The 25205-nt window shown below is 71.1% G+C and carries 19 protein-coding genes and 2 pseudogenes; 15 read left to right on the forward strand and 6 right to left on the reverse strand.

Annotated elements, in window-relative coordinates; all coding sequences use genetic code 11:
* The first annotated feature begins 15 nt into the window (after positions 1 to 15).
* From ACGFWE_RS12000 to ACGFWE_RS12030, 7 genes are all read left to right on the forward strand, one after another.
* Positions 16 to 783, forward strand: coding sequence for a glutamine amidotransferase (locus tag ACGFWE_RS12000; RefSeq protein WP_393599607.1), 768 nt, complete (start codon positions 16 to 18; stop codon positions 781 to 783).
* Positions 783 to 1499, forward strand: coding sequence for a purine-nucleoside phosphorylase (deoD, locus tag ACGFWE_RS12005; RefSeq protein ID WP_352383579.1), 717 nt, complete (start codon positions 783 to 785; stop codon positions 1497 to 1499). The genes ACGFWE_RS12000 and deoD overlap by 1 nt, the downstream gene beginning before the upstream one ends.
* A gap of 87 nt (positions 1500 to 1586) precedes the next feature.
* Entirely contained in the window at positions 1587 to 2681 is a 1095-nt protein-coding gene (locus ACGFWE_RS12010; protein ID WP_393599609.1) for a BMP family protein, read from the forward strand.
* A gap of 25 nt (positions 2682 to 2706) precedes the next feature.
* Positions 2707 to 4266, forward strand: a complete 1560-nt coding sequence (locus ACGFWE_RS12015) for an ABC transporter ATP-binding protein (protein ID WP_393599611.1) — start codon at positions 2707 to 2709, stop codon at positions 4264 to 4266.
* A complete protein-coding gene (locus ACGFWE_RS12020; RefSeq protein WP_352383585.1) occupies positions 4263 to 5396 on the forward strand; it encodes an ABC transporter permease in 1134 nt (377 codons plus the stop codon). The genes ACGFWE_RS12015 and ACGFWE_RS12020 overlap by 4 nt, the downstream gene beginning before the upstream one ends.
* On the forward strand, positions 5396 to 6337 hold the full coding sequence (locus tag ACGFWE_RS12025) for an ABC transporter permease (protein WP_393599613.1): 942 nt from the start codon (positions 5396 to 5398) through the stop codon (positions 6335 to 6337). Before ACGFWE_RS12020 ends, ACGFWE_RS12025 begins: the two co-directional genes overlap by 1 nt.
* Before the next feature lie 97 nt (positions 6338 to 6434).
* Positions 6435 to 7610, forward strand: a complete 1176-nt coding sequence (locus ACGFWE_RS12030) for an esterase-like activity of phytase family protein (RefSeq protein ID WP_393599615.1) — start codon at positions 6435 to 6437, stop codon at positions 7608 to 7610.
* A 29-nt stretch (positions 7611 to 7639) separates the two neighbouring features.
* On the opposite strand, the gene ACGFWE_RS12035 is transcribed toward ACGFWE_RS12030, so the two are convergent.
* The 3 genes from ACGFWE_RS12035 to ACGFWE_RS12045 form a co-directional block, all read right to left on the reverse strand.
* Positions 7640 to 8080, reverse strand: coding sequence for a L,D-transpeptidase (locus ACGFWE_RS12035; protein WP_393599617.1), 441 nt, complete (start codon positions 8078 to 8080; stop codon positions 7640 to 7642).
* Positions 8081 to 8147: 67 nt separating this feature from the next.
* A complete protein-coding gene (locus ACGFWE_RS12040; protein ID WP_393599619.1) occupies positions 8148 to 9647 on the reverse strand; it encodes a ricin-type beta-trefoil lectin domain protein in 1500 nt (499 codons plus the stop codon).
* A 378-nt stretch (positions 9648 to 10025) separates the two neighbouring features.
* On the reverse strand, positions 10026 to 11099 hold the full coding sequence (locus tag ACGFWE_RS12045; protein ID WP_393599621.1) for a LacI family DNA-binding transcriptional regulator: 1074 nt from the start codon (positions 11097 to 11099) through the stop codon (positions 10026 to 10028).
* 631 nt (positions 11100 to 11730) lie between these two features.
* Between ACGFWE_RS12045 and ACGFWE_RS12050 the strand changes: the two genes are divergently transcribed.
* The 5 genes from ACGFWE_RS12050 (at position 11731) to ACGFWE_RS12070 (ending at position 17733) form a co-directional block, all read left to right on the forward strand.
* The gene (locus ACGFWE_RS12050; RefSeq protein WP_393600198.1) at positions 11731 to 13740 is read left to right on the forward strand and encodes an RICIN domain-containing protein; all 2010 of its coding nucleotides are present in this window, start codon (positions 11731 to 11733) and stop codon (positions 13738 to 13740) included.
* Positions 13741 to 13967: 227 nt separating this feature from the next.
* Positions 13968 to 14873 carry an NADP-dependent oxidoreductase gene (locus tag ACGFWE_RS12055; protein ID WP_393599623.1) on the forward strand — a complete coding sequence of 302 codons (906 nt, stop codon included), beginning with the start codon at positions 13968 to 13970 and terminating at the stop codon, positions 14871 to 14873.
* Between the two features lie 69 nt (positions 14874 to 14942).
* Complete coding sequence (locus ACGFWE_RS12060; protein WP_352383597.1) at positions 14943 to 16004, forward strand: alkene reductase; 1062 nt, start codon at positions 14943 to 14945, stop codon at positions 16002 to 16004.
* A 10-nt stretch (positions 16005 to 16014) separates the two neighbouring features.
* Complete coding sequence (locus ACGFWE_RS12065; RefSeq protein ID WP_393599625.1) at positions 16015 to 16494, forward strand: MarR family winged helix-turn-helix transcriptional regulator; 480 nt, start codon at positions 16015 to 16017, stop codon at positions 16492 to 16494.
* Positions 16495 to 16806: 312 nt separating this feature from the next.
* Complete coding sequence (locus ACGFWE_RS12070) at positions 16807 to 17733, forward strand: SDR family oxidoreductase (RefSeq protein ID WP_352383601.1); 927 nt, start codon at positions 16807 to 16809, stop codon at positions 17731 to 17733.
* A 21-nt stretch (positions 17734 to 17754) separates the two neighbouring features.
* On the opposite strand, the pseudogene ACGFWE_RS12075 reads toward ACGFWE_RS12070, so the two are convergent.
* A pseudogene (locus tag ACGFWE_RS12075) lies at positions 17755 to 18327 on the reverse strand (response regulator); the annotation flags it as partial.
* 92 nt (positions 18328 to 18419) lie between these two features.
* Here ACGFWE_RS12075 and ACGFWE_RS12080 point away from each other — a divergent pair.
* Both ACGFWE_RS12080 and ACGFWE_RS12085 read left to right on the forward strand, forming a co-directional pair.
* Complete coding sequence (locus ACGFWE_RS12080) at positions 18420 to 19379, forward strand: DUF1152 domain-containing protein (protein WP_352383603.1); 960 nt, start codon at positions 18420 to 18422, stop codon at positions 19377 to 19379.
* 55 nt (positions 19380 to 19434) lie between these two features.
* Positions 19435 to 19736 (forward strand): annotated as a pseudogene (locus tag ACGFWE_RS12085) (IS5/IS1182 family transposase); the annotation flags it as partial.
* 35 nt (positions 19737 to 19771) lie between these two features.
* On the opposite strand, the gene ACGFWE_RS12090 reads toward ACGFWE_RS12085, so the two are convergent.
* On the reverse strand, positions 19772 to 20515 hold the full coding sequence (locus tag ACGFWE_RS12090; RefSeq protein ID WP_393599628.1) for a DUF4232 domain-containing protein: 744 nt from the start codon (positions 20513 to 20515) through the stop codon (positions 19772 to 19774).
* Between the two features lie 619 nt (positions 20516 to 21134).
* Entirely contained in the window at positions 21135 to 22598 is a 1464-nt protein-coding gene (locus tag ACGFWE_RS12095) for an aldehyde dehydrogenase family protein (protein WP_393599630.1), read from the reverse strand.
* A gap of 96 nt (positions 22599 to 22694) precedes the next feature.
* Between ACGFWE_RS12095 and ACGFWE_RS12100 the strand changes: the two genes are divergently transcribed.
* Positions 22695 to 25139 carry a SpoIIE family protein phosphatase gene (locus tag ACGFWE_RS12100; protein ID WP_393599632.1) on the forward strand — a complete coding sequence of 815 codons (2445 nt, stop codon included), beginning with the start codon at positions 22695 to 22697 and terminating at the stop codon, positions 25137 to 25139.
* The last annotated feature ends 66 nt before the right edge of the window (positions 25140 to 25205 follow it).

Consider the following 25205-nt stretch of genomic DNA (forward strand, 5'->3'; position numbering starts at 1 on the left):
AAAGGTCGTTCCGCGATGCCCCATGTCCTCGTCGTGGGTGAATCCTGGTTCATCCACTCCGTCCACCAGAAGGGGTTCGACTCCTTCTTCACCTCCGAGTACGTCGAGGGCGCGCAGGTCTTCCTCGACGCGCTGCGCGAACGCGGCCACACGGTGACGTACGTCCCCGCGCACGAGATACCGGGCAGGCTGCCCGCCACCGCCGAGGGGCTGGACCTCTACGACGTCGTGGTGATCAGCGACGTCGGCGCCAACAGCTTCCAGCTCACGCCGGACACCTTCGCCCGCTCGGTGCCCACGCCGGACCGGACGGAACTGCTGCGGGCCTACGTCGAGCGCGGCGGCGGCCTGTTGATGGTGGGCGGCTATCTCACCTTCACCGGCATCGACGCCAAGGCCCGTTGGGGGCGCACCCCGCTGGCGGCCGCGCTGCCGGTAGCTCTGCACGACCGGGACGACCGGGTGGAGCTCCCGGCCGGGGCCCGACCCCGGGTCGTGGCCCGGCACCGGATCGTCGACGGACCGGACCTGGAGGGTCCCTGGCCGGATCTGCTCGGGCTCAACGAAGTGACGGTACGGGACGGGGCGGAGCTGCTCGTCGAGTGCGCGGGCCATCCGCTGCTGGCCGTGGGCGGCTACGGTGCGGGCAGGTCGGCGGCCTTCACCTCGGACCTGGCGCCGCACTGGGCCCCGCCCGCGTTCCTGGACTGGAAGGGCTATCCCGAACTCTGGGACCGGCTGGTTGGCTGGCTGGCGCGGAGCACGGCGAGCGAGGCCGGCTGATGGTCACCCCCCACCTCTCGGCCGCCCCCGGTGACTTCGCGCCGAACGTCCTGATGCCCGGCGACCCGCGCCGTGCGCGCCGTATCGCCGAGACGTTCCTCGACGACGCACGGCTGGTCACCGACGTGCGCGGCATCGAGGGCTACACCGGAACACACCGAGGCGTCCCCCTGTCCGTCCTGGCCTCGGGCATGGGGATGCCGTCGGTCACGATCTACGCCACCGAGCTGTTCCGGTTCTACGGTGTGCGCAGCATCGTGCGGGTGGGCACCGCGGGCGGCATACCCGAGTCCGTGGGGCTGCGGGACGTCGTCGTGGCCACCGCCGCTCATACCGACTCGGCGATGGGCAGCCGTCGTATCGACGGGGTGCATCTGAGCCACGCCGCCTCGTTCGGTCTGGCCGCGGCCGCCGTACGGGCCGCCGGGACCGGAGGGCACGTCCATGTCGGGCCGGTGTTCACCACCGACCACTTCTACCTGGAGCGCCCGGCGCTGTTCGAACGGCTGGAGGCGCACGGCACGCTGGCCGTGGAGATGGAGGCCGCGGGCCTGTACGCGACCGCCGCCGCCGAGGGCGGCCGGGCGCTCGCCGTGCTGACGGTCAGCGACCATGTGCGCCACGCGGAGGCGCTCACCGCCGCCGAGCGCGAGACGGACTTCGACCGCGCCGTCACCATCGCGGCCACCGCACTCCTCGCGGAAACAATTCCCTAACACGACGGCCATAGCCAAAACGTTTTGCATTGCATAGCTTTCGGCCAATGGAAAGAACGGCCCCCGCTCGAGAAAGAGATCAAGACGATGAGCAAGATCAGAATGCTGGGGGCCGTAGCGGCGCTCTCCCTCACCCTCGCGGGATGCGGTGCGTCGACCGCCACGGACTCCGCCTCGTCCGGGAAATCCGGAAAGCTGAGAATCAAGTTCGTCATCAACGGAAACCTCGGTGACCGTTCCTTCTTCGACTCCGCGTACGCGGGTCTGCAGAAGACGCAGAAGGACCTCGGCTACAGCCTGAAGGTCGTCGAGCTGGGCAGCGACCGCACCAAGTGGTCCTCCGGCTTCGAGGACGCCGCCGCCGGTGACGATTACGACGTGCTCGCCGCGGGCACCGTGGACACCGTCGACTTCGTCTCCAAGCTGGCCCCGGAGTACCCGGACAAGAAGTTCTGGCTTTTCGACGGATCCGTCGACTACTCGGGCAAGAGCGGCTGTTCCAACAAGTGCGCGAATGTCTACTCCGTGACCTTCAAGCAGAACGAGGCCGCTTACCTGGCGGGATTCCTCGCCGACAAACTGGTCGCCGCCAAAGCTCTTCCCGGCAGTGCCGGAAACGGCAAGGTGGGCGTGATCGGCGGAGTGAAGATCCCGGTCATCGAGGACTTCGTCGTCGGCTTCCAGGCAGGTTTCAAGGCGGCGGGCGGAAATCCGTCCTCCGGTGTCCTCGTGCAGTACGTCGGCGGCGACAATCCGTTCGGCGACCCGGCCAAGGGAAAGCAGATCGCCTCGGCGATGTACGGGCAGGGAGCCGAACTGGTGTGGCCCGTCGCCGGGTCCTCGGGACTCGGGGTGTTCGAGTCGGCCGTCGCCGCCAAGCGGTACGCCTTCGGCGTCGACTCCGACCAGTACAAGACGCTGACCGACGCGGCCCAGCGGCAGACCGTCGTCACCTCCATCCTCAAGAACGCCGGCAACGCCCTCTACCTGGCGGCCGAGGCGAACAAGGCCGGCACGCTCGCCTACGGCAAGCCCGCCGCCGTGGGCCTGGCCGAGGACGGGGTGGGCTACGTGGACAACGCCAACTTCGACAAGCTCGTCCCGGCCGCCGTGCGCGCCGAACTCGAAGCGCAGGCCGCGAAGGTCAAGTCCGGTGCCGTCAAGGTCCCTTCGGCCTTCTGACCTCCGAGGAACGCTGGTGGACCCCATGAAGAAAACCGACGCAACCCTCGCTGGAGCCCCTCCCGCCCTGGAGGCCACCGGCCTCGACAAGACCTACCCCAACGGCACCCGCGCCGTCCGCGACGTCGACCTCGTCGTACCCGGCGGTGAGATCAGGGCGATCGTCGGCCAGAACGGCGCCGGGAAGTCCACCCTGATGAAGCTGCTGTACGGACTGGAGCGGCCGTCGGCCGGGCACCTGAGCGTGCACGGACGGCGCGTCAGGTTCGACGGGCCGCAGGACGCCATCGCCCTCGGGGTGGGCATGGTCCACCAGAACCTCATGCTGGTCCCGTCGTTCACCATCGCCGAGAACGTCGTCCTCGGCGTCGAGCCGGGCCGGGCCGGCCGGGTCGACCGCGCGGCCGCCGCCGAACGTACGGCCGCACTCGCCGAGGAGGCGGGGCTCGCCGTCGACCCGGAGGCCAGGGTCGACACGGTGTCCGTGGGAATGCGTCAGCGCGCCGAGATCCTCAAGGCCCTGCACCGCGGCGCCCGCATCCTGATCCTCGACGAGCCCACCGCCGTGCTCACCCCCCAGGAGACGACCGACCTGTTCACCGCGGTCCGCCGGCTGCGCGACGCGGGCATGACCGTGCTGTTCATCTCGCACAAGCTCAAGGAGGTGCGGGAGATCAGTGACCGGGTCACCGTCATGCGCTCCGGATCGGTGATCGGCACGGTGCGCACCGAGGACGCGACGCCCACCCAGCTGGCGACCATGATGGTCGGCCGGGAGATGTCCCTCGACGTGCCGAAGCCCCCGGCACGGCCCGGGGCGAACGTGCTGCGCGTGCGCGGGCTCACGGGTCCGGCGGTGCACGGCGTCTCCTTCGACATCGCGGCCGGGGAGATCGTCGGGCTCGCGGGCGTCGAGGACAACGGCCAGACGGAACTGGTCGAACTCCTCGCCGGACTGCGCCGCCCCACCACCGGCGCGGTCACCGTGGACGACACCGACGTCACCCACCTCGACGCGGCGGGCCGGCGCCGGGCCGGCGTCGCCCACGTGCCCGAGGACCGGCTGACCAACGGGGCGGCCCTGGACCGCTCCCTCGCCGACAACCTGATCGTCGACCGCCACGACCGCCCTCCCGTCGCCCGCCGCGGCATCCTGCGCACCCGCCGCATCCGCGAGCTCGCCGAGGACCTGATCGGCCGCTACGAGATCCGCGCCCCGCACCCCGACGCGGCGGCCGGGGCGCTGTCCGGCGGCAACCTGCAGAAGGTCGTCGTCGCCCGCGAACTCTCTGCCCGGCCACGCCTGTTGCTGGCCGCGCAGCTCACCCGGGGCGTCGACATCGGCGCCATGCACTTCATGTACGAGCGGCTCCTCGAAGCCCGTGACGCGGGCGCGGCGGTGCTGCTGGTCTCCGCCGATCTCGGCGAACTCCTCGCGCTCTCCGACCGGTTGCTGGTGATCAAGGACGGCCGTCTCGTCGCCCGCTTCGACGACCCGGCCGGACTCACCGAGGAGACCACCGGCCTGTACATGCTCGGTGTGGAGCGGCATCCGGACGAGCGGATCGCGGCGGGTGTCCGATGACCTCGACCCTGGAACCGGCCGCGCAGGAGCAGCGGCGGCCCGAGACGCAGGGCCGCCGGGAGTTCCTGGCCACCCGGCGCCGTACGGTGGTCGTCGAGCTGACGATGACGGTCCTGACCGTCGCCGTGGCCGTCCTCATCGCCTTCCTGGTCGTCCTGGCCACCGGCAAGGACGCCACCGGCGCACTGAACGCCCTGCTCACCGGCCCGCTGGAGCGCACCCCGCGCATCGGCCGCTGGCTCGCCGACGCAACCACCCTGGCGCTGCTGGGCCTGTCCGTCGCGATCCCCTTCCGGGCCCGGCAGATCAGCCTCGGCGCGGAGGGCCAGGTGTACGCCGGTGCCCTGGCGAGCGCGCTGGTGGCGATCAACCTCCACCTGCCGCCCGTTGCCGCCGTGCTGGTCCCGCTGGGCGCCGCCGCCCTCGCCGGGGCCACGCTGGGCGCGGTGCCGGGGGTGATGAAGGCCCGCCTCGGCGCCAACGAGATCGTCGCCACGCTGATGCTGAACGCCGTCGTCGTACGGGTCTTCGACTATCTCCTCACCGACCATCTCAAGGCACCCGGCAGCAGCGCCGTGCAGTCCGCCCCGGTACGCCCCGACTCGGCGCTGCCGCTGCTCTCCGACTTCTTCGGCGTCCCCCTGGACCAGGCGAACATCGGCCTGTTCGGCATGCTCGCGGTGGCCGCGGCCGTGTGGTTCCTGCTCGCCAGGACCCCCCTCGGCTACCGCATCCGGATCACCGGTTCCAACCCGGACTTCGCCCGCTACGGCGGCCTCGACGTGCCGCGCACCATCGAGTGGAGCTTCGTCATCGGCGGTGCGCTGGCCGGCCTCGCCGGGGCGCACCTCGCGCTCGGGATCTACGGCGGGCTCCAGCCCGACATGGCCGGCGGCCTGGCCTTCGAGGGCATCGTCGTCGCCCTGCTGGGCCGCAACAACCCGGTCGGGGTGGTCGCCGCCGCGCTCCTGTACTCGTATCTGCGGGTCGGCGGCGATGTGATGGAGCAGCAGACCGATGTCGGCTCCGAGGCCGTGACCATCATCCAGGCGGTGATCGTGCTGCTCGTGACCGCCCGGGCGCTGCCCGAACTCGTCAAGCGGTACCTCGCCCGAAGGGAGGCCCGCTGATGGGTCCGGTCCTCGATGTCGTGCTCAGCACCGGCTTCCTCGCGGCGATCCTCGGGGTGTCGACGCCGTACGTCCTCGCCGCCCTCGGCGGTCTGCTGGCCGAGCGGGCCGGGGTGCCCAACATCGCCCTGGAGGGCTCGATGCTGTCGGCCGCCTGCACCGGTGCACTGGTCGCCGGGTACAGCGGCTCGGTGTGGGCCGGGGCCGTCTGCGGGATCGTGGCCGGCGCAGTCCTCGCGCTGCTGCTCGGCGTACTGCATCTGTACCTGGGCGCGGACGCCATCATCGCGGGCATCGGCCTCAACCTCCTGGCGGCGGGCGCGACCGCGTACACCGTGTACGCGCTCCTCGGCGACAAGGGCGGGACGAGCCGGCTCCACAGCGGCGCGCTGCCCTCGGTCCGGCTGCCCCTGGTCGAGGACGTCCCCGGTATCGGCGCGGTACTGAGCGGGCAGAACGTGCTGACCTGGGCCGCCCTCGCCGCCGCCCCGGCGGTCGCCTGGCTGCTGTACCGGGCGCGGTTCGGCTTCCACCTGCGGGCGGTCGGCGAGCACCCCGAGGCGGCACGCTCGGTCGGCATCCACGTCCACCGGGTCCAGTTCCGCGCCCTCGCGCTCAGCGGCGCGCTGGCCGGGGCGGCGGGAGTGTTCCTGAGCATGGGCGCCGTGTCCTTCTTCGTCACCGGCATGACCGCGGGCCGCGGCTACATCGCCCTGGCCGCCGTCTTCCTCGGCGCCCTGCGCCCCTGGGGCGTGTTCCTCGCGGCCCTCGGCTTCGGCACCGCCGAGGCCCTCGCCGTCCAGCTCGGCAACCTGGACATCCCGTCCCAGCTGGTCTCCGCGATCCCGTACGTCCTGACTCTGCTGGCCCTGGCCCTCTTCACCCACCGCCGCCGGAGTCGCACCGCACCGGTGTCACCTCCCTCGCCGCACACCACGTGAGCAACAGCGCCGCCCACGCCCCCTCACCATCCAGCCCGGCAACCTCCCGGGTCCCGGCGATCCCGTACGCCCTCACCCCGCCCTCCTTGGAGACCCCATGAGCATCCGCGCCGCCCGCCGTGCCCGGATCATCGCCTGCGCAGCGGTCCTCGGCTCCCTGCCCGCCCTCGTCGGCACTCCGGCCGCCGCCCACGACAGGGCCGTAGGGCTGGACTTCCTCGGCGAGCGTGAGCTGCCCGACGCGATGGCCTTCCAGGGCACCACCGTCGGCGGGCTCTCCGCGATCGGCTACGACGCCAGGGCGGACACGTACTACCTGATCAGCGACGACCGGTCACAGACGGGGCCCGCCCGCTTCTACACCGCTCACATCGACCTCGGCGAGGACGGCCTCACCGGCGTCGAACTCACCAGCACGCATCCCTGGTTGCGCCCGGACGGCACCGCCTTCCCGCCCACCTCGACCGCCACCTCCACCGTCGCGCCCGACCCGGAGGGCATCGCCGTCGACCCGCGCGACGGCACTCTGGCCTGGTCGAGCGAGGGCGAGCGCATCGTGCCGTCCGACGGGCCCGCCCTCCTCGGCGATCCCTGGGTCCGCCGTGCCACCACGACCGGCGGCTACCTCGGACAGCTCCCGCTCCCGCCACAACTCCACACGAACGCGCAGGAGTTCGGCCCGCGCAGGAACCAGACCATCGAAGGAGTCACCTTCACCCCGGACGGACGGCGGATCGTCACCGCCATGGAGGACCCCCTCTACCAGGACGGCGACGACCCCACCCCCGAGCACGGCGCGCTCAGCCGCCTCACCGTCCACGACACCCGCACCGGCCAGCCGTCGGCCCAGTACGCCTACCCCCTGGAACCGCTGTTCGCCACACCGCCGGCGGGCAGCACCGACACCAACGGCGTCAGCGACATCGTGGCGCTCGACCGCGACCGCTTCCTGGTCCTCGAACGCGCCTCGATCTACAGCGACAACGACTGGAAGGCCCGTATCTACCTGGTCGATCTGCACGGCGCCACCGATGTCCTCGGCCGCGACTCCCTCACCGACCCGGCCGCAGGGCCCGTCCGACCGGTCGGCAAGACGCTCGTGAGCGACCTGTCCGACGTCCCGGGGCTGCCCCGGGTCGACAACGTCGAGGGCATCACGCTGGGCCCTCGTCTCCCGGACGGCCGCCGCACCGTCGTCCTGGTCTCCGACGACAACTTCGCCGCCCGCCAGGTGACCCAGTTCATCGCCTTCGCGCTGCGCGACCGACCCTGAGAACGGGGCGCGTGGCCGACCCTGCGAGGTCACCCGACCCGAAGTCCTCCCAGGGACACGTTCTGGCCGACGCTGAGCACCATGCCGGGTTTCAGCTTCGCGTACAGCCACTTGGCGTCGGCCGTCCGCAGCCCGATCCAGCCCTGCCTGACATCGCTCCTGCCGGGTGCCTTCTCGTTCCAATGGAGAGCGACCACTAACTTGGCGGTCACGGTCATCAGCCCGGTCGGCGTGGGGTGTCGGGCAGTGCCCGACGAGACGGCGAGCTCGCGGCCGGCGATGGTCAGCAGCCGCCGGGAGAGGTCGACCGTGGCGGCGGGCCGCGGCGAGGGCGTGGCCGAAGCCGCCGTGGCCGGACGCTGCTCGCTGCCGCCACCGAGGCCGGTGGTGAAGGCGAGGACGACCGCTGCCAGGGCGGCGGCAACGGCGGTTCCGCGAACCCGGCGAACCCATTGGAGCCGCCCGAGCACCGAAGCGCCGCCGGCCTCGCCCTGGGGCGAAGCACGGCGGCGCCTGCGGTTCGGATCGGAGCCGGCGTCAGCTCCTGGTCCACTGCTGGTTGGTGCCGGCGTTGCAGTACCAGACGTCGACCGACGTGCCGTTGCCGGTGCCCGCTCCGGACGCGTCCAGGCAGAGCGCCGGGTTGGCGGCACTGGTCACGGAGAGGTCCGCGTTCACGTTCCACTGCTGAGCAGCCGCGCCGGTGCAGTCGCTGATGACCACGGGGTCTCCCGCCGTGGTTCCGGTGCCTCCCACCGTCATGCACTTGTTGCCGTAGACGGTGAGCTGCTTGTCCGCGTTCCAGTTCCAGGTCTGGTTGCCGCCGGCGTTGCAGTCCCAGAGGTCGAGCTGGGTGCCGTTGGTGGTGCTGAAGCCGGGTACGTCGACACAGCGGCCGGAGGCCACTCCGCGCAGGACCTCACCGGGAGGCGCGGGCGGCAGGTCGTTGACGGGCGGGGTCTTGCCGAAGCCGTAGCCCCAGCGCAGCAGGGCGACGCCGGTGGCGCTGTTGTCCACCAGGTTGCCGTCGGCGTCCAGCGACTCGATCGAGTAGGAGTCACCGAAGCGCAGGCCCGGCCAGTACACGAGCCCCATCCCCTTGCTGCGGGCGGTGTTGGCCACGGAAGCGAGGTACGAGGTGTAGATGTTGCCGTTCCAGGCGCCGTAGTTCAGACCGATGGTCATCGGGGAGCCGGCCTCGTCGATGATGGTCCGGCCGGTGTACTTGCCGAGGCGGGCCTCGAGGTCGGCGGTCCAGTCCGACTGCTTGGTGTAGCTGTTCCAGAAGCCGTAGAAGTGCAGCGACAGCAAAGTTCCGCGCAGTGCGGGCGCCGCGCCGACGCCGGTGACGTTGTCGTTGTAGCCGGTACCGCTGATCACGACACGGCCGCGCGGGACGTCCTTGTGCTGCTTCAGCCAGCCGCTGGTGACGGACACCCACTGGTCCAGGGTGTAGCCGTGCGGCTCGTTCATGGGCTCGAAGTAGACCCGCGGGTTGTGCTTGTACTCCCGCACCACGGTGTTCCACATCTTCGTCCAGGCGGCCGTGTCGTCGACCAGGCCGTCCTTGCTGGTGTCGGCCTCCCAGTAGCTGACGATGACCTTGTCACCGCTTGCCGTGGCCGCGTCGATCGTCGCCCGGTACGACTTCCACCAAGTGGTGCCCACGGACGCCGGGTTGATCGGCAGTCGCAGCGTGTTGGCGCCCAGGTTCTTCTTGAAGCCGCGCACCATCTTGTTCGTGGTGCGGTACACGGTGCGGTAGTTGTCGGTCACCGACAGCCCGCTCGGCACCACGGCGTCACTGGCGTAGTTGTCGCGCGGGTCCGCCCAGTTCACGCCGCGGAAGTCACTGGTACCGCCCTTGCCCTTCGGCGCGGGCTTCTCCGACACGTGAGAGGCGGGCGAGGCGGCCTGCGTCTCGGGGGCCTGCTGGGCGAGGGCGGGGCCGGGGGCAGTCAGCACCATGAGGGTCGCGCCGAAGCCGGCCATGAGCACACTGGCCAGTCGTCTCGACCTCGTCGGGGTCTTGGTCATGTCGTTCTCCAGTGACGGGAAGCGCGGAGGGCGGAGTGCGGGTTCGTCACCTGAGCCGCGTCAGTGAGGAACCAGGGCCCGGATACAGACACTCGGACCCGTGTAAACCGGCCATGGTTACGTAACCATGGCCGGACACTGACACGGTGCCGACCCCGGTGACAAGAGATGTGACGCTTCCGAAATGCCACGGACTTGTTGATCCGGGGGTGCCGCGGTGGCCACGGCTCCACTTACAGGGGCCATCTGACGGGCCGCGCTCGCCGACGACCCGGTTCCGCTACGGGCCGTCCCGCACCTGCCGGTGGCCGCCTTCCCTAGACCCGGATGACGACCACGGCAACAGGGCCGTCGCCTGGGCCCAACGGGCCCGACCCCTCAACCGCGGTCACGTCGGGACGGAGCCGGGCCGCTGCTCTCCCGCACGATCAGTTCCGGCTCGGCCCACAGGGGCAGGGCCGGGGCCGTATCGGGCTCGAGGAGCCGGTGGAGCAGGCCGAAGCAGCCCCGGCCGAGGCCTTCGAAGTCGAGGCGGACGGTGGTCAGGGCGGGGTGGGCGTACGCGGAATGCGGGGCGTCGTCGAAGCCCACCACACTCAGGTCGCCCGGCACATCACGGCCCGCCTCCCTGGCCGCGCGGAGGACGCCGAGTGCCAGGTCGTCGTTGCCGCACAGTACGGCCGTGACCGACGGGTCGGCCAGCAGCGAGCGGGCGACGAGGTAGCCGGAGCGAGGGCTCCAGCCGGCGGCCAGGGGTTCGGGGACGGGCTTGCCGGCCACCCTCAGGGCGTCGCGCCAGCCCTCGCCACGCTGGCCGATGCGAGTGGTGGAGGACGGAATCGCCAGGTAGTGCACGGTCTCGTGGCCGAGGCCGAGGAGATAACGGGTGGCCTGGGCCGCGGCCGCCCGGTCGTCCAGCCAGAGCTCGGGCCGGTCGCCGGGGCGGCCGTCCTCGGGCCGTTCCACGGCCGCCGCTGCCGGGAACGCCGCGGGCAGTGCCTGCCATGCCGATACGCCGGGTGCGTCGAAGGCGATCACCAGCACCGCCTCCCCCGGCCGGCTGATCCGGGCCGCGACATCCGCGGGCTGCTGGACCGAGCCCGCGTCGAGCACGCTTATCCCGACCGCGAAGCCGGCCGCCCTCGCCGCCTCCTCGATGCCCTTCAGGGTCGTCGAGGCACCGTACAAGGAGGTGTCGGAGGTCAGCACGGTCACCGAACGCACCGCACCGCCGGCCAGCGCCCGGGCCATCCGGTTGGGCGTGTAGCCCAACTCGGCGATGACATCCAGGACTCGGGCCCGGGTCGACACCTTGACCTTGGGGTCACCGTTGACGACCCGGGAAACGGTCTGGTGCGACACGCCCGCCTCTTTGGCGACGTCCCGGATGCTGACGGCCTTCGACGCCTGCGGTCCCCCGGCCGGGCGGGGGGCGGGGGTCACTTCGTGCATGTGGGGAGGGCTCCTCGTATGCCTGTCACCCGAACCGGACCGACTGCCCGAACGGGCAAGGACCTTCACTCTGCGTGTGGACGACGAGGTGGTCAACGGGTAGCCGACCGTAGCCCACCGAGGGGCCTCGAGAGGAAAGTTCGCGAGGAGTATTGCGGAGGGCAAATGTTACCGTTCACACTACCCCTGCATCACCGACGCGTCACAGGCGACGACGGGGGCCGACGGGGCGCCCTGTTCCCCGAGTCCGCCTCGTGGCCGCCCTGATGCAGCAGCCTTGCTGCAGCTCTCCGCCACTCCCGCATCACCTCCCCCCACCACATCGTCCGCCGTCGGGCCCTCCCGGAGCCCAAAATTGTGAACGGTAACATTTCTGGGTCCTGGAGAGCGCTCCAGCCGTCAGGTGGCCGTGGGCCCCTGGGCCCGGACCGGGCGAATCTCCACCTTCCCATCCGCGCCGGCTCTCGGCACACGCCTGGACAAGGCGTTGCCCGTACATCCGCAGCTGCCACCGTTCATTTCGCATGAGGAAAGGGTTGATCCCGTGTCATCAGGGAGAACCGCCGTGTCCCACTGGGCACGACGTGTGGCCGTCCAGGCATCGGTCCTCGGCCTGGCTTTCGCCGGGCTGATGGTCATGGGCGGTGGCCGGACGGCGTCGGCGGACCTGGGCCGGACCGAGCCGCTGGCGGTGACGACCAACCAGGTCGCGGTTCCGTCGGCCCCGATGGGCTGGGCCTCCTGGAACAGCTTCGCCAGCAGCATCGACTACGCCACCATCAAGGCCCAGGCCGACGCCCTCGTCTCGTCGGGCATGGCGTCCGCCGGCTACAAGTACGTCAACATCGACGACGGCTGGTGGCAGGGCGCCCGCGACAGCAACGGCAGGATCGTCACCGACGAGAGCCTGTTCCCCGGCGGCATGAAGGCCATGGCGGACTACATCCACAGCAAGGGCCTGAAGGCGGGCATCTACACCGACGCCGGCAAGCAGGGCTGCGGCTACTACTACCCCACCACCAGGCCCGCGGCGCCCAACACCGGCAGCGAGGGCCACTACCAGCAGGACATGCAGACGTTCCAGGAGTGGGGCTTCGACTTCGTCAAGATCGACTGGTGCGGCGGCAACGCCGAGGGCCTCGACCAGGAGGCGACGTACAAGGCGATCAGCGCCGCCAACGGCGCCGCCGCCGCGGTCACCGGCCGCAAACTGGTCCTGTCGCTCTGCGAGTGGGGCACCGGCAACCCCTGGAACTGGGGCGCGGGCACGGCCCCGATGTGGCGCACCAGCACCGACGTGATCTTCTGGGGCAACAGCCCGTCCACGGCCAACATGCTGGCCAACTTCGACAAGACGCTGCACCCCTCGTCCCAGCACACCGGCTACTACAACGACCCCGACATGCTGATGGTCGGCATGAACGGCTTCAGTGCCGCCCAGAACCGCACGCACATGGGCCTGTGGGCGATCTCCGGCGCCCCGCTGCTGGCCGGCAACAACCTCGCCACCATGAGCTCCACGACCGCGTCGATCCTCAAGAACCCCGAGGTCATCGCCATCGACCAGGACGCCCGGGGCCTTCAGGGCGTCAAGGTCGCCGAGGACACCAAGGGCCTGCAGGTCTACAGCAAGGTCCTGTCGGGCACCGGCAAGCGGGCGGTGCTGCTGCTCAACCGCACCTCCGCCGCCGCCCCCGTCACGGCCCGCTGGGCCGATCTGGGCCTGACCTCGGCCTCCGCCGCCGTACGCGACGTATGGACCGGGACCGACGCGGGCAGCTTCGGGACCGGTTACACCGCCGGCGTCCCGGCCGGTGAAGCGGTACTCCTCACGGTCTCCGGCACCGAGGCCTCGGGCACCACCTACGAGGCGGAGTCCTCGTCCAACACCCTTGCCGGTACCGCCGCCAACGCCACCTGCGCGAACTGCTCGGGCGGCTCGCTGGTCGGCTGGATCGGCAACGGCTCCGCCAACGCCCTGACGTTCAGGAACGTCAACGCCCCGACGTCCGGCGTGAAGCTCGCCACCATCGCCTACGTCAACGGCGACAGCACCGCCCGTACGGCGACGCTCCAGATCAACGGCCAGCAGCCCACGGTGGTCTCGTTCCCGCCGACCGGCTCCTGGAGCACCCCCGGCACCGTCTCCGTGCAGGTCGGTATGGCCAAGGGCGCCAACACCATGAAGTTCTCCAACAGCGGCGGCTGGTCGCCCAACCTCGACGCCGTCCTCCTCCAGGGCATCACGGGCACCAACGGCAACGAGATCGCCGGAGCCGGCTCCGGCCGGTGCCTCGACCTCGCCAAGAACTCCATCACCAACGGCACCCAGGCCGCCCTCTGGGACTGCGTCGGCGGACACAACCAGACCTTCACGTCCACGTCGCGCGGCGAACTCGTGGTCTACGGCAACAAGTGCCTCGACGCCGACAACAGCGGCACCACCAACGGCACGAAGGTCATCATCTGGGACTGCACCGGCGGCACCAACCAGAAGTGGACCGTCAACGCCAACGGCACCCTCACCAACAACCAGTCCGGGCTCTGCCTCGACGCCGCCGGCAGCGGCACCGCCAACGGGACGAAGATCGACCTGTGGACGTGCAACAGCGGGAGCAACCAGCAGTGGACGCTCAACTGACGGACTGACGCGCCGCGCGCCCCCCATCGGCGGACGGACCGGATTCGCCGGCCCGTCCGCCGACGCATGCCGACCGACCACGAGGCTCCGCCTCGCGAGCAACCGACGCCACCCGCGACCCCTCCGGCGCAACCCGTGACAGCAAATACTTGGCCAGCCACATGTTTGCTGTTACCTTGGTTATGTGTCCAGCCACCTAAATGGGTGGCGACACGAGAGGAGTCGTCATGAAGGCCATCCTGTTCGACCGTTTCGGAGGCACGGACGTGCTGCACGAGGCGGACATCGAGGTCCCGCAGCCCGGCCCCGGGCAGATCCGCGTCCGCGTCAGGGCGGCCGGGCTGAACGCGCTGGACGGCAAGATCCGCTCCGGTGCGATGGAGGCCGCGTTCCCCACCCCGCTCCCCGCCGTCCCCGGTGCCGAACTCGCCGGCGTGGTGGACGCCCTGGGTGAGGGCGTGAGGGACGTGCGGGTCGGTGACGAGGTCCTGGGCTGGTCGGACACCGGCTCGTACGCCGAGTACGCGCTGGCCACCACCGTGGCCCCCAAGCCCGCCGGCCTCGACTGGCAGCACGCCGTCGCCCTGCCGGTGGCGGGCGAGACGGCCGAGCGGGTGCTGAACCTGCTCGGCGTCACCGCCGGGGAGACCGTGCTGATGCACGGCGCGGCCGGCGCGGTCGGAACCCTGGCGGTCCAGCTCGCCACGGCCCGCGGAGCGCGCGTCATCGCCACCGCGGGCCCCGCCAACCAGGACTACCTCACCTCGCTCGGCGCCACCGCGACCCTCTACGGCGAGGGCCTGGTCGAGCGGGTCCGGGCACTCGCCCCCGACGGCGTGGACGCGGTGTTCGACCTGGCCGGGAAGGGAGCCCTGGAGGACTCCATCGCCCTGCGCGGCGGCACCGAGCGCATCGTCACCATCGCCGACTTCCGCGCGCACCAGCTCGGCGTCACCTTCTCCACCGGTGGCCAGGAACGCTCGGCCGTCCGCCTGGCCGCCCTGGCACAGGACGCCGCGACCGGCAAGGTCGTCACCACCGTCACCGCCTACCCCCTCGCCGAGGCGGCCACGGCCCAGCAGGTCAGCGACGCCGGCCACGGCCGCGGCAAGCTCGTCCTCACCGTCGACTGATCACATCCGACACCGCACCCGCCACCCCACCGACCACCCTCACCACCCTCACCACCCCAAGGACCATTCATGCTGAACGCCCTGTGGACACCGACCACCGTCGGCGGCATCTCCCTCTCGCACCGCCTGGTCATGGCCCCCATGACCCGTGACCGCTCCACGCCGGAAGGCGTCCCCACCGAGCTCAACGCCGAGTACTACGCCCAGCGGGCCTCGCACGCGCTCATCATCACCGAGGGCACCCAGCCCAACGCCGACGGCCAGGGCTACCTCCTGACCCCCGGCATCCACAACGACGAGCAGATCGCCGGCTGGCGCAAGGTCACCGACGCCGTGCACGCGGCCGACGGCCGGATCGTCATCCAGCTGATGCACACCGGCCGTATCTCCCACCCCGACAACACCCCTCACGGTCGTCAGCCGGTCGCCCCTTCGGCGGTCCAGCCGCAGGGCGTGATGTTCACCGCGTCCGGGCCCCAGGAGATGCCGACGCCCCGTGCCCTGTCGACGCAGGAGGTCGAGTCGACCGTCGACGACTTCCGCCGCGCCGCAGCGGCCGCCGTCGCGGCGGGCGCCGACGGTGTCGAGATCCACGGCGCCAACGGCTACCTGGTGCACCAGTTCCTCGCCGACAACACCAACCGGCGCACCGACCAGTACGGCGGCTCCCTCGACAACCGCATCCGCTTCGCCGTAGAGGTCGCCGCCGCCGTGGCCGACGAGATCGGCGCCGACCGCACCGGCCTGCGCATCTCCCCCGGCAACCCCTACAACGACGTCGCCGAGTCCGACACCGCCGAGCTGTACCCGGCACTCCTGCGCGCCCTCAGCCCGCTCGGCCTGGCCTACCTCCACGTCCTCCACGCGGGCGACGAGGAACTGCTGGGCACCCTGCGCACCCTCTGGCCCAGCACGCTGATCCTCAACCGGGCGGGCACCGACCTGCCCACCCGCGCCAAGGACATCGACCACGGCACGGCCGACCTCGTCTCCGTCGGCGCCCTCGCGCTCGCCAACCCCGACCTGGTCGAGCGGCTACGCTCTGACGCGCCGCTGAACACCCCCGACCCGTCGACCTTCTACGGCGGCGGAGTGGCCGGCTACACCGACTACCCCACCCACACCGTCTGAGGAACCGCTCATGCCCCGCTCCACACACCGCACCCCCAGCACCGCCGGCGAGGGGCCGATGAGTTACGCGATCTTCCAGCTCGCCCGCGCCCACCGCGCCCGCGCCGCCGCCATGCTCCGCGAGATGGACCTGCATCCCGGACAGGAACTGCTGCTGATGCAGCTCCTCGACCGGGACGACCAGACCCAGTCCGAACTGCTCGAAAGCGTCGGCCTGGACCACTCCACCGTCTCCAAGTCCCTGCGCCGCATGCAGGAGGCGGGCCTGCTCGTCCGCGAGCCGGCCGCGCACGACCGGCGTGTCATGGTCGTCCACCTCACCGACAAGGGCCGCGCCCTGCGCGAACCCCTGGCAGCCATGTGGCGGACCCTAGAGGTCGCCTCCGCACGGGACCTGTCGGCGGAGCAGGCGGAGTCCTTCGTCCGTATCGCCTACGCCATCACGGACGCGATCAACAGCAGCGGCCCTGCGGCGGAAAAGTCCGAGTAACTCGACTACACAGTGCGGCAGTTGACGAAGGCCCGTACTGAACGGTGCCACGCGCCCCAACTCCCCCCGTACGCCGGGAGCACGGGGGTCGGTGCCTCAGCGTCAGGGGCAGGGCTGCGGCTCTTCCCCGCCGCGGTCGGGCCTCACATCGAGGACAACCGCATCGCCCGCGTCCCGGGCGCCTTCGCCCCCCCGCCCCCAAGCTGCGGGCCGGCCGTGCCCCCACCGCGGATCCGCCCACCACAGGCCCGCCCGTGAGCCCCCCGGGCGACGGCATCCCCCCCCCACTGACCTGATGGAAATGAGGCCTCCATGGCCACCACCGGCTCTACCCCCCTCCCCCTCCCTGTCCTCGTCGTCGGCGCGACCGGATCCCTCGGCGGCAAGGTCGTCGACGAACTCCTGGGGCGCGGCAAAAACGTCCGCGCCCTGGTCCGGCCGACCACCGACGCGAGCAGGCTCGAAAAGCGGGGTGTCGAGATCGCCCGCGGCGACATGCTCGACCTCGACTCGCTCGTCGCCGCCATGAACGGCGCCGACGCCGTCATCACCACCGCCGCCGGTTACACCCGCGGCGGCAAGAACGCGCACGACATCGACACCGTCGGCAACGCCAACCTCGCCGAGGCCGCCCATCGCTCCGGCATCCGACGGTTCGTCCTGACCAGCATCCTCACCAGCGACCAGACGCCCCAGGTCCCGCACTTCTGGCACAAGAAGCTCGCCGAGGACAGGCTCGAACAGCTCCGCGTCCCCTTCGTCGCACTGCGCCCGGGCGCGTTCCTCGACCAGATCGCGACCATGGCGGGCGACCCGATCGACAAGGGCCGTCTGACGTGGATCGGCAAGGCCACCGTCCCACTGACCTTCGTCCACACCTCCGAGCTCGCGGCGTACCTGGCCGCCGCCGTCGACGCCGAGGCCACCGACGGTGAGCGCGTCGACATCGGCTGGGACCGTCCGGTCAGCATGCGCGAGATGGCCGACCTGATGGGCAGGCGGGCCGGGAAGAAGATCAAGGTGCGGGCCGTGCCATCGATCGTCGCCCGCGCCGCGGGTGCCGTCGCCGGCCGCTTCCTGCCCCTCGTCAAGGACATGGCCGCGATGTTCAGCTGGTTCGACACCGGCCGCTACGTCGCCGACACCCGCCGCCAGGAGCAGCTGTTCGGCCCCGTGCCCACGGCCGAGGACGCCCTCGCCCGGTACACCGACGAGCTGGGCACGGCACGGCAGCGGTGACGGGCACGCATGCCGTTGCGGTCAGCTGGTGAGGCCGGCGTCGCGGGCCACGAGGGCGGCCTGGACGCGGTTGGTGACCTCCAGCGCGGTCAGGATGCGGCTCACGTGTGCCTTGACGGTGCTCTCGCGCATGGCGAGCCGGGTGGCGATGTCGGCGTTGGTGTCGCCCTGGGCGAGCAGCGCGAGCACGTCCCGTTCGCGGGGTGTGAGCCGCTCCAACCGGGCCTGGGCGGCTGTGACTTGGGATTGTTTCGTGGCGTGGTAGCGGTCGATGAGGCGCCGGGCAGCGGTGGGGTGGAGCATGGCCGACCCGGCGGCCACCAGGTGGACGGCCCGCAGGATCTCGGCGGGGTCGGTGTCCTTGAGGAGGAACCCGTCGGCTCCGGCGGCGAGGGCGTCGTAGACGTATTCGTCGAGGTCGAAGGTGGTCAGAGTGATCACCTTCGGGGGGTGCGGGAGGGCCCGTAGCCGGGTCGTGGCGGTGATGCCGTCCATGCGGGGCATCCGTACGTCGACGAGGGCCACGTCGATGCGGTGTGCCGCGGCCGGCTCGAGGGCCTGCAGTCCGTCGGCGGCCTGGGCCACGACCTCGATCAGAAGTGACGCTCCATCAGTTCTCCGTCTCTCAGGGCTCGTCTTCGAGAACTCGGGAGCGCCCGGCGCCGGGTCCCGGGACAATGATCGGTATGACGTCTCTCCACTCCAACCCGCTTTTCACTGGGCTTGCCGACGCCGAACGGATCCTCGTCTCGGGCGCGGGTGGGGGCTTCGACATCTACTCCGGCCTGCCGTTGGCTCTTTCCCTCTTGCATCAGGGCAAGCAGGTGTATCTCGCGAACCTTTCCTTCAGCGCGCTCGAGGGTCTTCCGATCGATGACTGGGTCGCCCCCGACCTGGCCGCTGTCACTCCCGACTCCGCTCTGCACCAGAGCTACTTCCCGGAGCGGACCCTCGCTCAGTGGCTGCACCGGCACGGCTACCCGTTCACCGTGTACGCCTTCCCCCGGACCGGGGTACGTCCGCTGCGCGCCGCCTACCAAGCACTGGTCGAGCTGCACCGTATTGACGCCGTGGTACTGGTCGACGGCGGTACGGACATCTTGATGCGCGGTGACGAAGCCGGGCTCGGCACTCCGGAAGAGGACTTGGCCAGCGTGGCGGCACTGGCCGCGCTGGACGGTATACCGACCCGCCTCGTCGTTTCAGTCGGCTTCGGGGTGGACGCGTACCACGGCGTGAACCATGTGCAGGTATTGGAGAACATCGCCGCGCTGGAGCGCGACGGCGCATACCTCGGTGCGTTCTCGATACCGCGTGCCACCCGTGAGGGCGCTCTCTACCTCGACGCGGTGACGCACGCTCAGCAGCACACCCCGGAGCACCCCAGCATCGTGAACGGTTCCATCGCTGCAGCCGTGCGCGGCTCGTTCGGCGATGTCCGGTTCACCGACCGCACCCGGGGCAGCGAGTTGTTCGTGAACCCGCTGATGTCCCTGTACTTCGCCTTCGACCTGCCGGGCCTGGCAGCACGCTGCCTCTACCTGGACCGGATCGAGGACACCCACCTGATGCGCCAAGTCCATTCACGGATTGCCGAGTTCCGCGAATCCACAGTGACTCGCCCGCCCCGCCGCTTCCCGCACTGACGACCAGGCCGACAATGCGGTGCTCGCGGTCCGTGTCCTCCGGTACCGCGTTGAGGCGATGGATCAGCACCCACCGACCGTCGTCCATCGCCTCACCGCCGGCCAGGCCGGTGACGCGCCCGCCTTCACCGACGTCATGGCCCGCCTGCGCGTCCCCGTATTCCTCCCGCGCGATCCGCGAGCACCTGCGCAGCGCGGTATCCGGGCGGTGATCCCCGTCCCCGCCGACCCGCGCGGACACCGGCTACGCCGGGCAGCCGCGGCAGCAGGTCACCGGCCTTCGACCGCGCGACCGACGAGCAGCGCAACACCGTCGAACGGTGCATCAACCGCCTGAAGCAGTGGCGCGGCCCCGCCACCTGAGGGCGTGCGGCGGTCCCCCGCGCCACTTCTCAGAGCTGGGTGATCGGGCGCATCGCCAGTCCCTCGGTGCCGGCCCAGCCGTTCACCCGCGCCGCGTCGTCGACGGAGACCGTGTCGAGACCGTCGGGCAGGTCGAAGATGAGCGTGCCCCTCAGTTCGGTGCCCTCGCCGGCGACCAGGGTGGCGGTGAAACGGTCGGACTGGTCGTACTCCGCCTCGCCGCCCTCGTCATTGCCGAAGACGTACAGGCCGGCGTACGCCTTGCCGCCTCCCTCGACGACGACGGGTTCGGTGTCCGGCTCTCCGAGCGTATCGACGCTCGGGGCGTCGTTGCCGGCCTTGAGCCGCACCTGCGGCGCGTCGTTGAGAACGCACGGCGTCCTGGTGCTGTTGGTGACGGTCAGCAGGAAGTGGCGGGGGGTCTCTCCTGCACCGTCCTGAAGCTCGACCGCGGTGTTGAGCCCGGTGACCTGGCAGTCGGCGTACGCGGTGCCGTTGCCGCCGCCGGTCTCGCCGCTGTCCCCGGTCCCCGCGCCCGTCGTGCTGCTGCTGCCGGTCCCGGAGTCGCCCGTGGACTCGGTGCTCTCCGACGTACTCCCCCCGGCCGAGGCGGAGCCCGAGCGGGCGGCGGTCGGCGATGCGGCTGCCTTGTCGTCACCTTCGGAGGGCTGGCAGGCGGTGGCCGTCAACAGAGCCGCGACCATGGTCGCGCCCAGGACGGCGCCACGCAGGCCCCGACGCGATGAGCCGGCTCCGACCGTCTTCGAGTTCATGCCGTTTCCTCTTCCCCCGTGACCGACCGAAGTCGGCCGATGTGTACGCGACATGGCTAGTCTTGCCACTCGGGGGAGCCGGATGACCGTCGGCCCGCGTTTGTTACAGCCCTCGCACGAACCAGCAGCCGTGACGTGACCATGACTCCGAGAGCCGCTGCGGCGAAGGGCTCGTTCGGGCGCCCCAGTCGTACTTGCTCCAGGGGGCGGCGTCTCGGTTCTCCCGGCGCGATGACCGGCACGACGGGGTCTTTCGGCCCGAGTACGCGATACCAGTCGTCGAACCCGGTCGGATCCGAGCCGCTCGCCGGGCGTCCGCCGCGTACGTGCACCCGCCCGTCTGATTCTGGTCGCCCGACTGGAACAGCGGGTCGGGCATGGGGAAGCGCCCCAGGGCGGGTCGTAGTTGCGCGCCCCGGGCAGGTCCAAGCCGGTCACCGAGTCCGTCGGCTTGCCCAGGCAGGCATGGTTCTCGTCCGCCGATCCCCACGTCGGCGGCTCCGAGCACCTCGGGTTCCCGTACGGGTCGTCATACCGACGCGTGACGACGAGACCGTGTCCTCGTGGGCGTACAGGCACAAGCCCTGCCGCCGCCACCGACCGCCGAACGAACGGCCCGTCAGGCCCCCTCGGCCACCGTCATCCAGCGCCACTGGGTGAACTGCTCCAGATTGGCGGTGCCGCCGATGCGGGAGCCGTTGCCCGATGCTCCCATTCCGCCGAAGGGGGCGTTCGCGGCGTCCTTGGCGGAGACGTCGTTGAGGTGCACCATGCCGGTGCGCAACTGCTCGGCGATGGCCGCGGCCCGCGGCACCGAACGGGAGTGCACGGCCGCTGTGAGGCCGTACACGGTGTCGTTGGCGATCTCGACGGCCTCCGTGTCGGTACGGAAGGCGACGACAGGGGCGACCGGCCCGAAGATCTCCTCGGTGAAGGCGGGCATGGTCCGCGCGACGTGGTCCAGGACGGTGGGCGGGTAGAACAGCCCGTCGCGGCGTCCGCCGGCCAGCACCCGTGCCCCGGCGGCCACGCTCTCGTCCACGATGCGTTCGATGTTCGCCGCCTGGCGCTCGCTGATCACGGGGCCGAGGGCCACGCCCTCCTCGCGGGGGTCGCCGACCCGCAGCGCGTCGGCCTGTCCGATCAGTGCCTCGGTGTACGGCTCCATGATGTCGGCGTGCACCAGATGACGTCCGGCGGCGACGCAGGCCTGCCCCTGATAGCCGAAGGAACTCATCGCCCCGGCCGCCGCGGCGGCGTCGATGTCCGCGTCGTCGAGCACGACGATCGAGTTCTTGCCGCCCAGTTCCAGGCCCACCCGCTTGAGCCCGTCGCCCGCGGCCCGGGCCACCGCCCGTCCCGCCTGGGTGGACCCGGTGAACACGACCATGGCGACGTGCGGATCGGCCACGACCGCCTCACCGGTGCCGGGGCCTCCGGGCAGCACGTGCAGCAGCCCCTCGGGAAGTCCGGCCTCCTCGAACAGCCGCGCCACGACGATGCCGCCGGACACCGGCGTGTGGGGATCGGGTTTGAGCAGGACGGCGTTGCCCAGCACGAGGGCGGGAGCGAGGGCCCGCATGGCGAACAGCAGGGGGGCGTTCCAGGGGTTGATGACGCCGACCACACCCAGCGGTACCCGCCACGCGTAACTGGCCGGGCCGGGTGTCGGCGGGCTCAGGATCTCGCCGCGAGGCAGCGAGGCGAGCCCGGCGGCCTGCGACAGCTGACTGAGTCCGGCCGCGATCTCGTAGTCGCCCTTCGCCGGGACGCCTCCGGACTCCCTGACGATCCACTGGCGGACGTCCCCGCTGTGGTCGCGCAGTGCCCGGGCGGTACCGAGCAGCACCTCGGCGCGCTCCTGAGGTGCCGTCTCGGCCCAGGCCCGCTGAGCCCGGGCGGCCAGGGCACCGGCCCGGGCGACATCCGCGGGCGCCGCCACACCCACCTCCGCCAGTCGCTCCCCCGTCGCCGGTTCGGTCACCGGCTGGGTCCCGCCCCCGGACTGCCGCCAGCCGCCGCTGTAGATCTTCCCGGTCCAATCGGCCGCGTCCGGCCACGTCCCCTCGCTGGTGGCAGTCATGGCAGGACCCCCATCATCGATCATTGGTAGCCTTTTGGGACTTATGACCTCGTTAAGCTTATATGTTCAACCACTTCCCGACCGAGGTGAGGGCGGATGAACGTGATGACGGGTTCTGAAGCCGCCGACGACGATCGGGCGGCCTTGCGGCCGGAGGACCCCGTCGACGAGTCGGCCACGGCCAGAGCCACCGTGGATCCCCGCGGCATTGTGACCGGGTGGAGCGAGGGCGCACGGCGACTGCTCGGATACCGGGCCGCGGAGATCATCGGCCGGCCCGCGGCGCCGTTGCTCGCCGCGGAGCCGCCCTTGGAGGCGCTGCGCTCCCTGCACACGCTGCCGAGGTGGAACGGGGCGGCGACTCTCCTGCACTCGGACGGCCACCACCTCACAGTGAACCTGCTGGCCCACCGCCGGGAACCCCACTCCGAGGACGACGGGGGCGACGAGTGGCTCCTGGTCTCCCCCCTGGCCCGGCCGCCGTCGCCCCTGCAGGACAACGCGCTGCTGAGGTGGGCGTTCACCCAGTCCCCGGCCACGTCGGCGCTCTACGACACCGGTCTGCGGCTGCGGCGGGCGAACGCGGACATGGAGCGGGTGATCGGCCTGCCCGAGGCGGCGATGCAGGGGCTTCGGGTGTCGGAGATCGTGGTCGACTCCGAGGGCGACCGGACGGAGCAGTGCATGCGGCGGGCGCTGGAGACCGGAGAACAGCAGCATCTGCAGCAGGTCCTGCGCCTGGCGGGCCACAGGAGCGAGAGCATCTGGTCGACGTCGCTCACCCCCGTGAAGGACGCCGGGGGAACGGTACGGGGCGTGCTCCTCTCCGCCTCCGACGTGACTGAGGAGCACCTGGCCCGACGGCGTCTGGCCCTGCTCAACGAGGCCAGTATCCGCATCGGCAGCACCCTGGACCTGGCCCGGACCGCGCAGGAACTGGCCGACGTCGCCATCCCGCACCTCGCGGACTTCGTCACCGTCGACCTGCTGCCCGCCATCGAAGGCGGCGACGACCCACGCGCCAGTTCGCCGGCCGGCCCGGTCATGCTGCGCCGTGTCGCCTACCAGTCGGTCCTGGAGGGCTGCCCCGAGGTCGTGGTGGAGCGCGGAACAGTGGCCGCCTACCCGGACGAGTCGACTGCGGCCAGGTGCCTGAGCGCCGGCCGACCGCTGATCGAGAACGTGACCGCTTCCGCGATGGACCGGGTGGCGAGCCAGACCCCGGACCGGGCCGAGCGGATGCGACGCTTTGGCTTCCACTCGGTGCTGGCCGTGCCGATGCGGGCCCGCGGCATCACTCTCGGCGTGGCGACGTTCTCCCGCCACCGGCGCCCGGAACCCTTCGAGCGGGACGACCTGCTCCTCGGCGAGGAGATCACCGCCAGGGCCGCCGTCTGCATCGACAACGCCCGCCGCTACGACCGTGAGCGCCGCACCTCCCTCACCCTGCAGAGCAGTCTCCTGCCGCAACGGCTGCCCCCGCAGGCCGCCGTCGACGCCGCCTCCCGCTACCTGCCCGCCAGCGCGCAGGCCGGCGTCGGCGGCGACTGGTTCGATGTGATCCCGTTGTCCGGCGCCCGGGTCGCGCTCGTCGTCGGCGACGTCGTCGGCCACGGCATTCATGCGTCGGCCACCATGGGACGGCTGCGCACCGCCGTACGCACTCTCGCCGATGTCGACCTCCCGCCCGACGAGCTGCTGACCCACCTGGACGACCTGGTCATCCGCCTGTCCGCCGAGGCCGAAACCACAGCCGACGCCGTGGGCGACATCGGCGCGACCTGTCTGTACGCCGTCTACGACCCGGTCTCCCGACGCTGCACCATGGCTCGCGCGGGCCACCCCGCACCCGCGGTGGCGACGCCGGACGGCACCGTGGAGTTTCCCGACCTCCCCGCGGGTCCGCCGCTGGGGCTCGGCGGCCTGCCCTTCGAAGCCACCGAGATCGAACTGCCCGAGGGCAGCCTTCTCGCGCTGTACACCGACGGTCTCGTCGAGGAGCGTGGCCGCGACATCGACGAGGGCCTCGACGCGCTGCGCGAGGTGCTGGCCCGGCCGGCCGCGTCCTTGGAGGACACCTGCGACACCGTGATCCGGAGGCTTCTCCCCGACCGCCCCGCCGACGACGTGGCGCTGCTGATAGCCCGCACCCGCGCCCTGGACGCGGCACATGTCGCCACCTGGGACGTGCCGGCGGATCCCGCAGCGGTCGCCGAGACCCGTAAGAACACGCGTCGGCAGCTGGCCACCTGGGGCCTGGACGAGGCCGCCTTCGTCACCGAACTGGTCGTCAGCGAACTCGTCACCAACGCCATCCGCTACGGCGGCGCCCCCATCCAGCTCCGGCTCATCCGGGACCGCAACCTCATCTGCGAAGTCTCCGACGCCAGCAACACCGCCCCCCACCTGCGCCGCGCCCGCACCTTCGACGAAGGCGGCCGCGGCCTGCTCCTCGTAGCCCAGCTCACCCAGGGCTGGGGCACCCGCCAGACCTACGACGGCAAGACGATCTGGGCCGAACAGGCCCTCCCCACGGCCTGAACGACATCGCCCTCCGCGCAGTGTCCGCAGCCGGACGAGGCGATGGCCATCGGCGTGCAGGTGGTC

Origin of the sequence: Streptomyces sp. NPDC048523, assembly GCF_043199815.1 — a bacterium.
Taxonomy (GTDB): Bacteria; Actinomycetota; Actinomycetes; order Streptomycetales; family Streptomycetaceae; genus Streptomyces.

Coding starts and splice junctions, on each gene's coding strand:
- ACGFWE_RS12000 (WP_393599607.1), top strand. CDS start 16: ATGCCCCATGTCCTCGTCGTGGGTGAATCCTGGTTCATCCACTCCGTC.
- deoD (WP_352383579.1), top strand. CDS start 783: ATGGTCACCCCCCACCTCTCGGCCGCCCCCGGTGACTTCGCGCCGAAC.
- ACGFWE_RS12010 (WP_393599609.1), top strand. CDS start 1,587: ATGAGCAAGATCAGAATGCTGGGGGCCGTAGCGGCGCTCTCCCTCACC.
- ACGFWE_RS12015 (WP_393599611.1), top strand. CDS start 2,707: ATGAAGAAAACCGACGCAACCCTCGCTGGAGCCCCTCCCGCCCTGGAG.
- ACGFWE_RS12020 (WP_352383585.1), top strand. CDS start 4,263: ATGACCTCGACCCTGGAACCGGCCGCGCAGGAGCAGCGGCGGCCCGAG.
- ACGFWE_RS12025 (WP_393599613.1), top strand. CDS start 5,396: ATGGGTCCGGTCCTCGATGTCGTGCTCAGCACCGGCTTCCTCGCGGCG.
- ACGFWE_RS12030 (WP_393599615.1), top strand. CDS start 6,435: ATGAGCATCCGCGCCGCCCGCCGTGCCCGGATCATCGCCTGCGCAGCG.
- ACGFWE_RS12040 (WP_393599619.1), bottom strand. CDS start 9,647: ATGACCAAGACCCCGACGAGGTCGAGACGACTGGCCAGTGTGCTCATG.
- ACGFWE_RS12045 (WP_393599621.1), bottom strand. CDS start 11,099: ATGCACGAAGTGACCCCCGCCCCCCGCCCGGCCGGGGGACCGCAGGCG.
- ACGFWE_RS12050 (WP_393600198.1), top strand. CDS start 11,731: ATGGTCATGGGCGGTGGCCGGACGGCGTCGGCGGACCTGGGCCGGACC.
- ACGFWE_RS12055 (WP_393599623.1), top strand. CDS start 13,968: ATGAAGGCCATCCTGTTCGACCGTTTCGGAGGCACGGACGTGCTGCAC.
- ACGFWE_RS12060 (WP_352383597.1), top strand. CDS start 14,943: ATGCTGAACGCCCTGTGGACACCGACCACCGTCGGCGGCATCTCCCTC.
- ACGFWE_RS12065 (WP_393599625.1), top strand. CDS start 16,015: ATGCCCCGCTCCACACACCGCACCCCCAGCACCGCCGGCGAGGGGCCG.
- ACGFWE_RS12070 (WP_352383601.1), top strand. CDS start 16,807: ATGGCCACCACCGGCTCTACCCCCCTCCCCCTCCCTGTCCTCGTCGTC.
- ACGFWE_RS12080 (WP_352383603.1), top strand. CDS start 18,420: ATGACGTCTCTCCACTCCAACCCGCTTTTCACTGGGCTTGCCGACGCC.
- ACGFWE_RS12090 (WP_393599628.1), bottom strand. CDS start 20,515: ATGAACTCGAAGACGGTCGGAGCCGGCTCATCGCGTCGGGGCCTGCGT.
- ACGFWE_RS12095 (WP_393599630.1), bottom strand. CDS start 22,598: ATGACTGCCACCAGCGAGGGGACGTGGCCGGACGCGGCCGATTGGACC.
- ACGFWE_RS12100 (WP_393599632.1), top strand. CDS start 22,695: ATGAACGTGATGACGGGTTCTGAAGCCGCCGACGACGATCGGGCGGCC.